The following is a 15,108-nucleotide window of genomic DNA, read 5'->3' on the forward strand; positions in this document are numbered from 1 at the left end:
AACGCAATTAAGCGGTTTAATAAATCTTTTTATGATCTGTTGGTGTTTAAATCTCTAAGAAAATCTACGGGAAACTCCTCTAATGGCGCACACAAAATTCTAGCATCAAAATCTCTTGACCAATATGCAAGCCATCTTTCCACATCTGAAGCGTCAACTGTTTTTTCCGCAACACCTACCATCACCTCTATAACTTCTTCTGACGGCGCCGTAAGCTCATAACCGTTAAGTAATAGAAATATATACCCCGCAATAAATGCAGTTCTTTTATTCCCATTAGCAAAGCAATGATTTAAAACAATACCTACAATTAAAACGGAAGCTAATTTAAACATATCATCGGTTTGATTGTAATACCGATACATAGCTGGTTTAGCTTGTAAAGACTCCAACTCATTTGGTTTTAAAATTGAATAAGGTTCTTCAGGTGTATATTTTTGGATAACAAAATAATTAATGAACTTCAAATCCTCTACAGTTAAGTAGTTAACTCCATCAACAACTTCTCCGTAATCTTCTAAGCCCATTTTATACTTTAGCTAACTCTTCTATTGTTTTTTTATAACGAATACAAGCAATTGTAGCAGCCTGTTGAACACGTTCCTTATGTGATACACCAACAGACGGTTTTGGATGAGCTACTTTACCATCTCTTTGCGGTATATTGCTTAAGCAATTTTGTCTTTTTAGTGCTACATTCATATCACATCCTCCATATATGCATTAACAGATTTAGTTGCTACAATTTCACAACCAAATCTGTTAACGTGTAATGATTATAGTCAACTTGAAGTAGTAATACAACAATTTGTGTAAATTTGAGTAAGTAAAGCACAAAAATATAAACCATAAAAAACCAACTGTGATTTATTAATAAAATTATTGTTAATTTCTGAAAATATTCCTTTTAATATATGTTTTTCTATCATCTAATTTTTATTGTATATGTATAAATTTCTCGCACGAAAAGTGTTTGCTTGCTATTTCGATCGAATGATTTACAAAACTACGTAAGTTTTACTATATAACACAATAGAACTTAATAAGTAACTTGAAGAAAATCGAAAAACATTAGATATTCAGGTGGGAAAAAACAGACATTTTGATGTAATTTAACTAATATATAGAATAACTCTTTAAGAGCAATTACCTGTCAATCAATATAAAAGTTGAATAATATAGAATAAAAAAAGCCCAAATATTAATTTGGGCTTTTTGTTTAATGCGCATTAAACTGCATTATTTATATATTATGCATTTAAACGTTTAAATAGTCAAGTCTTTGGTGTTTAAAAATTAAAATATTTTTCTCTACGTTAAACATTATGCTGTTTTTGAAAATAATTGGATAATATGTCCACGTATAAAACATTCTGCAGCAAGTAATATTTTTGTAATTTCAGTTGTTTGCTTACCTAAAAGTTTTGCTTGTTTGCTGCATGATATTCCGCGAAGATAAAAAGACGTCAATATTGCCCAATATTCTATATTATCAGCTCTAAGTGTTAAAACCGCATTATCAACAACTTGTACTTCTTCTTCGGTTAAATACTGACGATAATCGAAATCGTTGGACGCACCAGCAAAACCTGATGATTTTGACGGATATTCAGTACCTATTCGCTTTAAAATACGTGTATTTTTCCATGCAATTAAAATATCTTTAGTTTCTCTCACTGCGCACCTCTGATTCTCTTATATAAATTTCAATACTAATGTTTTTAATTAAAATATAACTAGCTCTCATAATATTTTTAGTATTTGTTAACCTCATAAATTCAGTTACATAATTAACTTAACGTGTTTTTTTATTAATTTAATTAGTTTGCTCATGATTTATATTTTTCTCTGTTCAGGTAAAATTTACCGCAAGAAGCATCCATATCACCATTTACTGTTGTTAACTTCCTTGCACAAACAAATAAATTTATATCCATGTTATATAAACAATCCCCTTTACACTCTGGGCATCTAAACCCTGTCGGAATTAATTTGTTTCTTGTCGGCATCTTTCACCTTATTTAAATCAAATCTGTTTATTTTTTCTCTACGTTGTTCATATAATTGTGCTAATTGATTCTCAATTTCAGCTATAAGATGATCTATTTTTTCCAATTGTTTCATTTTTATTTTTCCTCTTCTCTTGATAATTCATTTACTATTTTTTTGTTAAAAACTAATGATCACCGCTCCATCATTAACAAACTTAATACTCTTTTCTCTCTGAATGGTTGAGCTGATCAAATCAGTTTTGAGATAATTTTTTTATTCCTTGATTTATCTTTAATAAATAACAATGTCGATATAAGCAAACAGCTAACACCTACTTTTGATCGGCCAATAATACTATTCACAATAATTAATAATTTGATTAACATTTGTCTTGCCATCTGTGAATCTTGATTAAATACTGACATAACCTGTTTTTAACATTTGTTTAATGTTGGCGATGTGTGACATGCTCTTATCAGATACGCTTTGTTCGTATTTATACTCGATCATGGCAATAGTATTTTCTGGTTTCGGCAGATAATAATTAGCCCTTTCTTTAGTTAATAAACCGGTAAATACAGCGTGATTAATAGCGTCAACTCGCCTTGATTTATCATTACCAAGAGATACAAAGAACTCTATAGGACGGCAATACATCATTGATTCATTTACTAATCGCTCGTAAGCCTCAATAAATGTTCGTCTAGCACCGATTTTGTCACCATTACAATAAACAATTTCCGCCTGAGACCATGCTTTGGCTATTTCGTTTGTCCATACAACAGTGTTAGTTTCATCGCTTGCAAGTATCGCTATTGACCAGGCTTCATCTGGAGATAAATGATTACCAGCTCCACCCATTAATTTAATCAAATCAGCCGGTTTTGGCATAAATTCACTTTTACGAACCCAAACATTAGCGGCTTTACGCAATGATTCAATCGGATATTGCCCTACTGTTGACCAGTAAATATTAACTTTGGTAGTGCTTGCTTGTTGTCCATAAAGCTCAAGCAATCCACCAATAACAGCTAAAAACTCATCTGTAATTTTTGCCATGATTACCCCCTCATACTCTCTAGAACCGCCCGGTTACGTTCGGCAAGTGTCATAAAATTAGCTTTGTTGTTTGGACTAGCCCGTTGATATTTACCTGCATTACGTAACCAGTTATTAAATGCAGCGTTCCAATCAATGTATTTTTTCCCGTTAGCCAAGCAATAGTCTTTAAATTTTATAAATTCGTTATCTAAATTGATATTTTCGTTAACTGCTATATCTTGATGATTAGTTGTTGGTTCAAAATCATCAGGAATTTGACATGCTCGTTTTTGCTTTTGCGACTTAGCCACAATAATATCTGTAGTAATCTTTGTAGTAGTCTTTGTCGTAATCTCTTGATCTAACGAACTTGATTTTGTAGCCATCTCGGCATCTACAATGTCGAGTTCGAGATGAGTACTGTTTATATCTCGTGGTAACTCAATCATAAATTTGGCGAAATTCCTTAAAACTTTATTCACTTTTTCATTATTAATTTTGTAATAAGTTTTATGTTGTAGGCGCTTTTCAGTAACAATTAAAACACCTCTTTCACATAACTTTTTAATTGCCGTTCTTTGTTCGTTATGGCTTAGACCTGTTTCATCTTCTAATTCATCACGCGTCTTATATACACCTAAATCAGAAGTCGCTTTGTCCTGCCAATAAAATAGTTGTGAAAAAAGAATGGCTGAACTAATCCCACCCAAAGGTTTAGCCAACTTTGGATAGTAGGCAATGGGGTTACCCATTGTTAGAAGATAATCGGTTGCTTTCAATTTACACCTCTAATCGAATACTCAGCGTACTGAACACCATTCTCATGAACTAAACGACTATCAATGTCAAATCCAGGTTTCTTTAGATCATAAATGCGAGCACTTAATCTAAAACAACCATATAAATTTAATGCTTGGTCTGGACTAATTGATTTTCCAGTTTGTAAATGGATCAATATTTTTTCGCATTGGCTTAGTGTTTTTTTATTGTTTAGCATCTTTATCATTACCTTAAATATTTGAAGTGCCGTAATACAACCATTCAACAGAACAATTCAAAGCATTTGCTATCTCGACAATATTTCTTGGTTTTTCAATATTACCAGCCTCTAAATCACTTATTGATTGTTGTTTCATTCCAACTAATTCAGCCAATGACGCTTGGCTAATATTAAGTTCGATTCTTTTCTTCTTAACTCTTTCTCCGATTGTCATTTAAACCTCAACATAAAATACAGTTATAACTGTATTAAATAACAGTTTATTCTGTTTGTCAATTACAGATTTATCTGTATTATTTTATTAATCATAAAGGGAGACTTTTAAAATGAATAACCTAGGTCAAAGAATTAGGGCTAGACGCGAAGAATTGGGATTAACCCAAGAACAAGTTGCAGAACAAGTAGGAATTAAACAACAATCCTACCAAGCTATAGAAAGTGGTAGCGTTAAAAAGCCTCGACACTTATACGAAATTTCAGTAGCTTTAAAATGTGATATGGCATGGTTATTAAGTGGAAAAGAAAAAGATGTAATAAACGTAGAAAAAATAGAAATTCACGCCCATCAAGTCCCATTAATAAGCTACGTGCAAGCTGGAGTATGGACAGAGTCGTGTGAACTTAGCGATTCAACTGGATTTGAATATATTATGACATCATTAGAATTATCAAATAAAGCATTTGCACTAAAAATAAAAGGCGATTCAATGGAACCAGAATTTAAAGAAGGTGATGTTGTTATTATCGATCCAGCTATAAAACCATTTCCAGGTGAATTTGTAGTAGCTGTAAATGGAGATGAAGAGGCAACTTTTAAAAAATATCGTGAATTAGGATATGACGAGCATGAAAGAATGCAGTTTGAACTCATACCACTCAATCCAGACTACACAACTATGAGCACTTTAAAACAACAGATTAGAATAATTGGCACTATGGTTGAGCATAGAATATTTAGACGTAAAAGATAATAAAAAGGCATTTATCTGAAATTAAAAATAGAATAACTTAGAAAATTATTAGCTCAACAGTAATTGATACACCAAAGCTAATCATAAAAACAAAACTAATATAATTTATTAACTAAATTTTTCGGTGATTTTTTACGTAACCATTTAATTTTCACAATAGTATTCTAAACATATCTTTGAATTAAAAGTGAATTAATGTAGTTTTAATTCTATATTTTATTGGAGATGTCTTCTTTTTTATCTAAAACTTGAACTATATTTAATGAATATTTCAATGCAAATAAATGGAATACCTAAAGCAAAAAATTATTATGTTTTAGCTAATATTCCGTATAGCCAAGAAGATCATGTTCGGTATAAAGATGCTTTCATGCATATAATGAAGGATATGAATTTACATTATCCATAGCTAAATCTGCGTAATAAAATAAAAATAAGTTTAAGGCCTATTTGGGGCTTTTTTTATACCTAAAATTTCTTGATATCTTATTTAAGAATTAAGCATGTATAACACTTAAAGTTCAAAAAATAACCAATTAGTTTAAATACAGCTTTTAAACAGTTTTAACTGTTTACTTTAAACAGTTAAAACTGTACAATCAATTTTATCGAAACAAATCAATCTGTAAAAATTTAAAATAGATTACTAATTACTATGTCTAAAGTAATTAAAGCTTTTCTAGTTATTAGACTTGATTTTGAAAAATTTCTGATACAGGAAAGAGAACATTTAACATTGTCTTTCTCACTTTTAATAGTTTTTATAGGATTAAAAAAAATGAATTATAAAGAATGGAAACGGGAATATTTAGAGCTTTTAACTGAAGTTATAAAAAATCATAAATATTCAGAATATTATAATAATGAGTTCATTGAAGAGCTTGCTAACGAATTATTAATGCGTGGCTATTTTGACGAGGATTATGGACATTGGCAAGTCACCCCCGCTGAACAGGCAATTAAAGAAAGTTTTGAACTGTAGTTAAATGATAATTCTGAGACATACACAATGACTAATAAAGATTTTGTCAAAGTGAAAACCAAAGATCGGTTTCATAATGATTATCAACTATCAGATAGCGAAATTAAGTTTGCCCTATTTTGCACTTTTATTGTTGCATTAAGTAGCATGTTTGGTTTGTTTTATTGGATTTTGCAAATAGCAACGAGGTGATTTATGTCGTTACAAAGAGTGGTAGAAAATTGGCATGAAAATGCATATTGCAGAATGATGAACAACTTCGAGAAGCAAGATGCCCGTGATGATTGGATAGAGAGTCGCGCTGAAGAGCTAATCAGAAATTTTGCTAATGACAATGACTGGCAAATTATAGAGTTATTAAAAATAAAATTAGAAAGCAAAAACATTGATGCAGAGATATACAATCAATTTATTGTTGATATTTGCTATTCTCAAGCTGAATTTGATTTTAATAAAAATTTTATATAAACAAAATATACTTTAAAAAAGTACTTAAATCCTCTTATTTAAGTGATGTTGAGACAATTGAACTGATCAATATAACTATAGATTAGTTGCTAGATCTACCTTGCGTATCATAATAGTGATAACTTTTACATTTTTAGCAGGATATTAGTCTTTAAAATAAAGGAATAATTTTATAAATTGTTTAATATCAATTTGTAAAATGGTGGCCCCTACTGGACTTGAACCAGTGACCAATCGATTATGAGTCGACTGCTCTGACCAACTGAGCTAAGGGGCCATGTTTTGATGTGCTACTGACTTAGTAGGGTTGCGATTATAATAGAGTTAAAATTAATTTGCTACAATTAATTAACTAAATAGGTTGATTTGGTTAATTATTAAGCTGACATTTGTCATAATAGCATCATTTATAATAAGCGATATTTTTTAATCAATTATCCTGATACAATGTTTTATATTATCATTACTCATGTTCGTTTATTGGTTGAGGAAATATTATGTCTATCAAAAAAACTCTTTTTATTAGTGCTGCGCTGTCAATGACATTATTTTTAAATGGTTGTAGTAGTTCAGATTATCAAGCTACCTCGGCTGGTCGCCAAGTTCAATTTATTGATACTAAACCAGCAGAAACCTGTCAATTTATTGGTAAAGCTGAAGGTCGTCGCAGTACCTTCTTTTCTGGCTTAAAAACGCATAGTGAATTAATCCGTGATGCAGCAACTGATTTAATGAATAAGGCTGCAGCTATGGGTGGTAACGTAATTTATAATGCTCAAGATGCATCTTTACAATATGTTTCTGATATTGCCCCAACAGATGCTGTTATGGTTGGTGAAGTTTTCAGCTGTAAATAGCTAATCAGCAAATAAAAAAAGGGATATATTGATATCCCTTTTTAGTAAAATTTACCAAAATAATTAGCCATTTTTCTTTTCAAACTGTTGCATAAATTCAATAAGGTATTTGACACCTTCAATTTCCATTGCATTGTAAATTGATGCGCGCATTCCGCCTGCAATTCGGTGACCTTTAATGCCAATAATATTCGCTTGAGTAGCCTCACTAACAAACTTTTTATCGAGTTCTTCATTTGGCGATAAAAAGGTTACATTCATAATGGAACGATTGTTTACCGCTACAGTATTGCGGTAAAAATCAGACTGATCAATAAATTGATAAAGTAATTGTGCTTTTGCTTGATTTCGTTGTTGCATCGCACTTAAGCCTCCTAAACTCTTAATCCATTTGAAGACTAAACCTGACATATACCAAGCAAAAGTTGGTGGAGTATTAAACATTGAATCATGATCTAATAATATTTTGTAATCAAGTACCGAAGGTAAGACTTTTTGCGCATAACCAATCAGATCTTCACGAACAATGACAATAGTAATTCCGGATGGGCCGATATTTTTCTGTGCACCGGCATAAATAATACCGTAACGCTTAACATCGATAGGTTGTGATAAAATACAAGAAGATAAATCTGCTACGACAGTTTTATCGGCAAAGTCAGGTTGTTCAAATATTTCAACGCCATCAATGGTTTCATTGGGACAATAATGAACATAAGCACTGTTATCGCTTAATTGCCATTCAGACATTGGTTTGATCGAGGTTATTCCTGCATTTTTGATAACTACATTTTGCTCAATTACATTACAATATTTTGCTGCTTCTTTCGCTGCACACTGACTCCAATAGCCACTATTGATGTAATCAGCGTGAGTATTATTAGCTAAAATATTTAATGGTACAGCAGCAAACTGAGCTCTAGCTCCACCTTGGCAAAATAAGATTTTATAATTTTCTGGTACATTTAAAAGATCACGAAGGTCATTAGTTGCTTCAATCGCACATGCATCAAATTCTTTACCTCGATGACTTAGTTCCATCACCGATGCACCGGTGTTTTGCCAATTTAATAATTCAGCTTGTACTTGCTTTAAAACATCCGCCGGTAGTTTGGCTGGGCCTGCACTAAAATTATAACTTTTACTCATTGCGATTCACTTTCATCCATCAAAAAATAGAAAATCTATTTTTACACTCTATGAACCAATATACAATCAGATTTTTAGCAAAAAATTTTGAGGAACGGGGTTTTTGAAGCATAAAAATACCGACAATAGTCGGCATTTGTCGCAAAGAAAATGAAATTTAAAGAGCTAGTTGCTGTTTAGCGTTTTCGATAGCGAATTTTACTTGTTGCGGTGATACACCACCTTTTGCAGATCGTTTCGCTAAGCAAGATTCTAAAGATAATATAGAATAAACATCATCCTCAATGACTTGGCTGTATTGTTTTAATTCATCTATAGTTAGCTCTTCTAATGCTTTTTGTTTCGCTATCGCTCCTACTACCGCCTCACCAACAATATGGTGCGCTTGTCTAAATGGAATGCCTTTAACCACAAGATAATCAGCAAGTTCTGTCGCATTAGAATAACCTTGTTTAGCAGCACTTTGACAATTTTGGTAATTGATTTTTATATCTTCAAGTACTAATACCGCCATATCTAAACACGCTTGCCAACTGTCAAGTGCATCAAATAAGTGCTCTTTATCTTCTTGTAGATCTTTATTATATGCCAGAGGTAATCCTTTAAATGTGACTAATGCTCCTGTTAATGCGCCAACCACTCGCCCTGCTTTACCGCGAATTAATTCTAATGCATCTGGATTTTTTTTCTGCGGCATTAATGAAGATCCTGAAGTAACGCGGTCAGATAATTCAACGAAGTCCGCTTCACCACTATTAAAAATAATTAAATCTTCAGCAAAACGTGATAAATGAACCATACCGATTGATGCATTATTGAGTAGTTCAAGCACATGATCCCTATCAGACACCGTATCCAAGCTATTATTGGTTGCAGTTGCGAAACCTAACCAGTTGGCTAACATATCACGATCCATAGGATAAGCTGTACCAGCTAAAGCACCACAGCCTAAAGGACTAACATCCAAGCGTTTTAGAGTATCTTGTAAACGACTTTCATCACGCGTTAACATTTCATAATACGCTAAACACCAATGCGCAAAAGTTATTGGTTGAGCACGTTGTAAGTGAGTATAACCAGGCATAACCGCATCTTGATGTTGTTCTGCAGTTAACACCAGTGTTTTACGTAATTGATTGATAGCAGAGATAAGATGAGCAATTTCATCTTTACACCATAATTTTAGATCGGTAGTTGACTGATCATTACGACTGCGACCTGTATGAAGTTTTTTACCTAAATCACCGACTTTTTCTATTAGTTTTTGTTCTACCCAACTATGAATATCTTCAGCGTCACTTTGTAAGATCTGCTGCGGATCTTGTTGTACCGAACTCAATAATTCATTTAACGCTTGTTCTAACTGTTGTTGTTCATCATGAGATAAAACGTTCACAGTGACCAATGCTTTCGACCATGCAATTGATCCAATGATATCTTGCTCTGCAAGCCGATAGTCAAAGCGCAGAGAATCATTAAAGTGTTTAAATCTTTGATCTGCTACCTGGCTAAAACGCCCACCCCATAACGCCATAATCACCTCAAATGTTTTATTTCAAATCAATCTTAAACGATTAAAAATCAATCGTTTTTTTAATAATTTTAATGATAAGTTTATCTATAACGATATTACCGAAAAATATATACAGACCTAAGTCTGTATATATTAGGTTTTATATCTAGCTAAAAAGTCTTAAAAATTACTTTTTAGTTTTAGTATTACTTTTTGATTTTGTGGTTTCTTTCGCTGCCGATTTAGCTTTTTTAGTCGGCTGATTTTTCTTACCTTCATTTAAAGCACGGATGCGTGAAGATAGAGAGAATAGACGAATAAAGCCACCGGCATGACTGTGATCGTAAACCTCATCTTCACCAAACGTTGCAAACTCTTCGCTATATAAGCTATTTGGTGATTTCTTCTGTACTGCGGTTGCATTACCTTTATAAAGTTTAACTACAACTTCACCAGTCATATCTTCTGCTAACACTTCTGCAGCGGCTTGAAGAGAACGACGATATGGTGCAAACCAGCGACCATCATAAACAACATAAGCCATTTCTAAACCAAGTTGTTCACGCCATTTGAAGCTATCACGATCTAAGATCAGTTGTTCTAAACCACGTAACGCAGTCATCATGATAGTTCCGCCAGGGGTTTCGTAACAACCACGCGATTTGATGCCGACTAAACGGTTTTCAATAATATCTACTCGACCTACACCATGTTTTGAACCAATTTTATTCAACGTTGCAACACAGTTATATGGTGATAATTTTTTTCCATTAACGGCAACAACTTCGCCTTTTTCAATACCAATAGTGACAAATTCTGCTTCATCTGGTGCATCTTCTGGTGATACAGTCCATGCCCAACAATCAGCATTTGCTTGATTCCAAGTGCTTTCTAACACTCCACCTTCGGTTGAAATATGCCAGGCGTTTTCATCACGGCTGTAAATTTTTTCAACTGTTGCTGTAGTAGGAATTTTTCTCACTTTTAGATAGTCAATTAACGCTTCACGTGAACGTAAATCCCATTCACGCCATGGTGCAATAACTTTTAGTTGTGGTGCTAAAGCGGTATAAGTTGTTTCAAAACGGACTTGGTCATTACCTTTACCGGTCGCACCATGACAAAGGGTATCAGCACCAACTTCTAATGCATATTCAACTTGAGCTTTAGCAATGATTGGGCGAGCCATTGAAGTACCAAGATAATACGTTCCTTCATATAATGCGCCAGTTTTTAAAACAGGGTAAACATAATCTTTAACAAACTCTTCGCGTAAATCAACAACTTTACAAGCTACTGCGCCAGATGCTTTGGCCTTTTTTTCCACATCTTTTAGTTCTTTAGGATCTTGTCCAACATTGGCGACTAAAGCGTAAACTTCACAATCGCCATAATTCTCTTTCAACCAAGGAATAATAGCTGATGTATCTAAGCCACCAGAATAGGCTAAAACTACTTTTTTTGTTGCACTTTTTTTCATGTTATACCCTTTCATAATTTACTGACGAAAAAAATAAATGTTTTAAACACTAAGCCAAGTATATCTAACAATAAATATACTTGTTTAATATACTGACTGATTTATATTTAAGCAATAATTCTTGTACCCGTTATGCCTGATTTTCCATTAAATAATTCAATGAGTTTATCTGATTCTTTCCAGCTAGCGATATCTATTGGTCGACCTAATGTTTTAGCCGCTTCAAATGCAGAATTCACTTTCACGATCATTCCATCGGTAATAGTTCCTTGAGCAATTAGATGATCTGCCTCAGCTTGTGTTAACGATTCGATTAATTGTTTGTTTTCATCTAAAACACCAGATACATCAGATAGTAAAATTAAATCTGCATTTAAAGTTTTTGCCAAGGCAACAGCTGCGTGATCGGCATTGACATTCATCATCTTGCCTTCATCGGTAATCCCAATTGAACTAACAATAGGTAAATAACCATTATTAAGGAGTAAATTGATTAAGGCCGGATCGCCTTGTTCAGCTTCACCGACATAACCTAACTCTTCAGAAATTTGCTTAACTTTTACGCTATCACCATCGGCTAAGCAGAGTCCAATACTAGCTATTTGTAATTTTTTAGCTTCTGACAAAATTGTGGTATTCGCACTACCAGCAAGGCTACCAACAATGACATCTATTTGATCTGCCGGTGTAACGCGTAAACCATTACGTCGAACAACAGGTAAGGAGAGTCGATCCATTAATGAATCAACCACACTACCACCACCATGAACAATAATTAAAGGACGTTTAAAATTTTTTTTGTATTCGCTAATAACAATAAATAATTTACTTAATGCATCTTTATTATCGAGTAATACACCGCCAAACTTAATAATCAATGGTTTCATTTTTATTTCCTATTCACGCTAATAAATGTTCACTGATATAAACTTGTCATCATTAACAAATTATTATCTATCTTTATAATAAGGCTGTTGTTTCATCAAAACCAAATCGAATATTCATACATTGAACTGCTTGCGCAGCTGCACCTTTTAATAAATTGTCTTCCACAGAGATTAAAATCAGATGTTGGCCTTTAAGCACAAAACCAATATCACAATAAGGTAAGCCAATTACCGATTTTAGGGCTGGCCATTGTTTTTGGTAAACTCTTACTAATGGCTTATCATCATAATATTTATTTAATGCGGTAAGAATATCTTCCTCACTCACCCCTTCTTTCACCTGACAGGTGATAGTCGCGTGAATACCGTCTTTAAAACAACCTAAATGAGGAGTAAAAATAACTTCCTGCCCTAAATGTGTCTCAATTTCAGGTTGATGACGATGAGTAAATATGCCATAAGCATGTAAGCTGACCTCACAAAATAGATTATTTGTGGAAGGTTTACGGCCTGCACCACTAACGCCACTCACAGCATTGATGACAGGCCATTGCCTTTTGTCTAGTAAATCTTCTTCAATTAACGGTTTTAGTGGCAGTTGCGATGCGGTTGGATAACAACCTGGTACAGCGATTAATTGCGCATTTTTTATCGCATCAAAATTCCATTCAGCTAAACCATAAACAGCTTTATCTAACCACTGTTGATGTTGATGTTCAAAACCATAAAATTGAGTATAAAACGAGGGAGAATTGACTCGAAACGCACCCGATAAATCAAATACTGTACAACCATTTTCAAGAAAAAATGGTGCGATATCGTGACTAACAGAATGTTCAGTAGCTAAAAATACAATATCAATATCTTTGATAAGAGAAGAATAATCAGCCGTAGCAATTAAAGGTAAATCAACAACACCTTTCAATTGCGGGTATAAAAATCTATCAGAAATAAGTTTACCTGCATCAAGGCTATTTTCTGATACCGTTAAAGCGACTAATTCAATATTTGGATGTTTTGTTAAATAGTAAGCTAATTTTGCACCTGCATAACCACTCGCCCCAACAATTATTGCTTTTAACATATCTTTCCTTATCTATCATTCAGATTTTTATGCAGTATAGTAGGCGATTTAAACCAACAAAACAAGAGAAAATTGAATTTTTATTCACTTTTTGTGAATTTATTTTCAAAAAAGACAATTACTGCCACGATTTTAAACTTTAGCAGTGAGGTGAAAATGTCATCCTCCTACACATTAGATCTGTAGGAGGAGGATTAATGATTATTTTAGATAGCTGGCAGATTTTAAGATTGCTATGAGTAGTTCCCAATAACGATAAACACTTTGAATATTAACTTTTTCATCAGGTGAATGAGGTGAAACAATTGTCGGGCCAATGGATATCATATCCATATCCGGATAAGACTGTTTAAATAGACCACATTCTAATCCAGCATGGATCACCATAATTTTTGCTTGTTTAGAGAAAATCTCTTGATATTTATCTTTAGCTAATTGTAAAAGACTAGAATTTAAATTAGGCTCCCAGCCCGAATAGCCACCACTAATTTCGTAATTGGCATTCACTAATTGGCTTAACGAGATTAATGTTGCAACGACTGCATCTTTCGCACTATCAACTTGAGAACGGATTAAGAAATTAACGTTCAGTTGATTATCGCTAATACTTACAATCCCCAGATTTAAAGATGTTTCAACAACACCATGAATTTGGCTACTCATACTCACCACACCATTTGGCGCAACATTTAATAAATTGATAATTTTACTTTGCTGTTCAACGGCGATGACTCGTTTAATATGATCACTATTAACCTCTTTTAAGGTTAATTCTATATTGGGTTCAACCTGTCCAAACTCATTTTGTAAAATAGATTTATATTGGTTAATAATCTGTTCTAGTTTTGGCAAATCTTGTTTATTTAAGGTTAATTCAGCAAATGCTTCTCGAGGTATTGCATTACGTAAAGAACCACCTCTTATATCTGCTAATCGATATGAGATATCTTGTCCATATTCCGCTAAAAATCTTGCCAGTAATTTTATTGCATTACCGCGGCCAAGATGAATATCACAACCAGAATGACCACCTTTCAAACCTTTTAGCGAGAGTTGAATATAGCAATCATGTGTTTCTGGCATTACCGCATATGTGATGGCAAAACTGGTCGTAAAATCAACACCTCCAGCACAGCCAGTAAATATTTCGCCTTCATCTTCAGAATCAGTATTAATCAAATAATGACTTTTCAACCAATTAGGTTGTAGACCGAAAGCGCCATGCATCCCCGTCTCTTCCGAAGTAGTAACTAATACTTCAAGAGGGCCATGTTCAACTGAAGGATCAATTAATACCGCCAAGGCTGATGCCAAACCTACGCCATTATCTGCACCTAATGTGGTTCCTTTAGCTTTGACCCAATCACCATCAACATAAGCTTGAATTGGATCAACAAGAAAATCATGCTGAGTACCTTCATTTTTTTGCGGAACCATATCCATATGAGCTTGCAAAGCAATTGATGGACAATCTTCCATACCTTTAGATGCAGCTTTACGCAGCAAAATATTACCGGCTTTATCTAGCTGACAATCAATATGATGAGTGGCTGCAAAATCGACTATATATTTAGTTATCATTTGTTCATGATGTGAAGGATGGGGAATTTTACAAATATCATTAAAAATCTGCCAAACAAATTTTGGATTTAAGGTCGATAGCATATTTTATCCTCAATATTAG

The 15,108-nt window shown here is 33.4% G+C and carries 18 protein-coding genes, 1 tRNA gene and 1 pseudogene; 5 read left to right on the forward strand and 15 right to left on the reverse strand.

Features of this window, described 5'->3' with window-relative positions; translation table 11 throughout:
• Nucleotides 1–29: 29 nt before the first annotated feature.
• From H3T54_RS05925 to H3T54_RS05960, 8 genes are all read right to left on the reverse strand, one after another.
• Nucleotides 30–527, reverse strand: a complete 498-nt coding sequence (locus H3T54_RS05925) for a type II toxin-antitoxin system death-on-curing family toxin (RefSeq protein ID WP_198221460.1) — start codon at nt 525–527, stop codon at nt 30–32.
• A 1-nt stretch (nt 528) separates the two neighbouring features.
• On the reverse strand, nt 529–702 hold the full coding sequence (locus tag H3T54_RS05930; RefSeq protein WP_198221462.1) for a hypothetical protein: 174 nt from the start codon (nt 700–702) through the stop codon (nt 529–531).
• Between the two features lie 621 nt (nt 703–1,323).
• Nucleotides 1,324–1,677: an antiterminator Q family protein gene (locus H3T54_RS05935; protein WP_198221464.1), complete on the reverse strand. Its 354-nt coding sequence runs from the start codon at nt 1,675–1,677 to the stop codon at nt 1,324–1,326.
• Nucleotides 1,678–1,971: 294 nt separating this feature from the next.
• Nucleotides 1,972–2,124, reverse strand: a complete 153-nt coding sequence (locus tag H3T54_RS05940) for a hypothetical protein (RefSeq protein ID WP_158092587.1) — start codon at nt 2,122–2,124, stop codon at nt 1,972–1,974.
• Between the two features lie 279 nt (nt 2,125–2,403).
• Nucleotides 2,404–3,051 (reverse strand): hypothetical protein, encoded by a 648-nt coding sequence (locus tag H3T54_RS05945; RefSeq protein WP_086364629.1) that lies wholly within the window; start codon nt 3,049–3,051, stop codon nt 2,404–2,406.
• A gap of 2 nt (nt 3,052–3,053) precedes the next feature.
• Nucleotides 3,054–3,812: a hypothetical protein gene (locus H3T54_RS05950; RefSeq protein ID WP_198199754.1), complete on the reverse strand. Its 759-nt coding sequence runs from the start codon at nt 3,810–3,812 to the stop codon at nt 3,054–3,056.
• Nucleotides 3,809–4,030 carry a helix-turn-helix domain-containing protein gene (locus H3T54_RS05955; protein ID WP_198221466.1) on the reverse strand — a complete coding sequence of 74 codons (222 nt, stop codon included), beginning with the start codon at nt 4,028–4,030 and terminating at the stop codon, nt 3,809–3,811. Before H3T54_RS05955 ends, H3T54_RS05950 begins: the two co-directional genes overlap by 4 nt.
• Nucleotides 4,031–4,043: 13 nt before the next feature.
• Nucleotides 4,044–4,247, reverse strand: a complete 204-nt coding sequence (locus H3T54_RS05960) for a helix-turn-helix domain-containing protein (RefSeq protein WP_086364626.1) — start codon at nt 4,245–4,247, stop codon at nt 4,044–4,046.
• A 112-nt stretch (nt 4,248–4,359) separates the two neighbouring features.
• On the opposite strand from H3T54_RS05960, the gene H3T54_RS05965 reads away from it, so the two are divergent.
• The 4 genes from H3T54_RS05965 (at nt 4,360) to H3T54_RS05975 (ending at nt 6,454) form a co-directional block, all read left to right on the forward strand.
• On the forward strand, nt 4,360–5,004 hold the full coding sequence (locus H3T54_RS05965; protein WP_198221468.1) for a LexA family transcriptional regulator: 645 nt from the start codon (nt 4,360–4,362) through the stop codon (nt 5,002–5,004).
• A 274-nt stretch (nt 5,005–5,278) separates the two neighbouring features.
• Nucleotides 5,279–5,413: a hypothetical protein gene (locus H3T54_RS11955; protein ID WP_255518841.1), complete on the forward strand. Its 135-nt coding sequence runs from the start codon at nt 5,279–5,281 to the stop codon at nt 5,411–5,413.
• 246 nt (nt 5,414–5,659) lie between these two features.
• Complete coding sequence (locus H3T54_RS05970; RefSeq protein WP_198221471.1) at nt 5,660–5,986, forward strand: hypothetical protein; 327 nt, start codon at nt 5,660–5,662, stop codon at nt 5,984–5,986.
• A 195-nt stretch (nt 5,987–6,181) separates the two neighbouring features.
• The gene (locus tag H3T54_RS05975) at nt 6,182–6,454 is read left to right on the forward strand and encodes a hypothetical protein (RefSeq protein ID WP_110447945.1); all 273 of its coding nucleotides are present in this window, start codon (nt 6,182–6,184) and stop codon (nt 6,452–6,454) included.
• 200 nt (nt 6,455–6,654) lie between these two features.
• On the opposite strand, the gene H3T54_RS05980 is transcribed toward H3T54_RS05975, so the two are convergent.
• Nucleotides 6,655–6,731 (reverse strand) — tRNA-Ile (locus H3T54_RS05980).
• A 220-nt stretch (nt 6,732–6,951) separates the two neighbouring features.
• On the opposite strand from H3T54_RS05980, the gene H3T54_RS05985 reads away from it, so the two are divergent.
• Nucleotides 6,952–7,311, forward strand: a complete 360-nt coding sequence (locus tag H3T54_RS05985; RefSeq protein ID WP_110447946.1) for a DUF4156 domain-containing protein — start codon at nt 6,952–6,954, stop codon at nt 7,309–7,311.
• Nucleotides 7,312–7,374: 63 nt separating this feature from the next.
• Here H3T54_RS05985 and serC read toward each other — a convergent pair whose 3' ends face one another.
• The 6 genes and pseudogenes from serC to H3T54_RS06015 all read right to left on the reverse strand — a co-directional run bounded on the left by serC (nt 7,375) and on the right by H3T54_RS06015 (nt 15,089).
• Nucleotides 7,375–8,460 carry a 3-phosphoserine/phosphohydroxythreonine transaminase gene (gene serC, locus H3T54_RS05990; RefSeq protein WP_198221473.1) on the reverse strand — a complete coding sequence of 362 codons (1,086 nt, stop codon included), beginning with the start codon at nt 8,458–8,460 and terminating at the stop codon, nt 7,375–7,377.
• 157 nt (nt 8,461–8,617) lie between these two features.
• Nucleotides 8,618–9,994 (reverse strand): argininosuccinate lyase, encoded by a 1,377-nt coding sequence (gene argH / locus H3T54_RS05995; RefSeq protein ID WP_198221475.1) that lies wholly within the window; start codon nt 9,992–9,994, stop codon nt 8,618–8,620.
• A gap of 247 nt (nt 9,995–10,241) precedes the next feature.
• A pseudogene (locus H3T54_RS06000) lies at nt 10,242–11,453 on the reverse strand (argininosuccinate synthase); the annotation flags it as partial.
• Nucleotides 11,454–11,560: 107 nt separating this feature from the next.
• Complete coding sequence (argB, locus tag H3T54_RS06005) at nt 11,561–12,340, reverse strand: acetylglutamate kinase (protein WP_198221477.1); 780 nt, start codon at nt 12,338–12,340, stop codon at nt 11,561–11,563.
• Between the two features lie 73 nt (nt 12,341–12,413).
• Nucleotides 12,414–13,424 (reverse strand): N-acetyl-gamma-glutamyl-phosphate reductase, encoded by a 1,011-nt coding sequence (gene argC, locus H3T54_RS06010; RefSeq protein ID WP_198199738.1) that lies wholly within the window; start codon nt 13,422–13,424, stop codon nt 12,414–12,416.
• 201 nt (nt 13,425–13,625) lie between these two features.
• Nucleotides 13,626–15,089 carry an aminoacyl-histidine dipeptidase gene (locus tag H3T54_RS06015; RefSeq protein ID WP_198221479.1) on the reverse strand — a complete coding sequence of 488 codons (1,464 nt, stop codon included), beginning with the start codon at nt 15,087–15,089 and terminating at the stop codon, nt 13,626–13,628.
• Between the last annotated feature and the right edge of the window lie 19 nt (nt 15,090–15,108).

This window comes from Gilliamella sp. B14384G10, assembly GCF_016101685.1.
In the GTDB taxonomy this organism is placed as follows: Bacteria; Pseudomonadota; Gammaproteobacteria; order Enterobacterales; family Orbaceae; genus Gilliamella; species Gilliamella apis_A.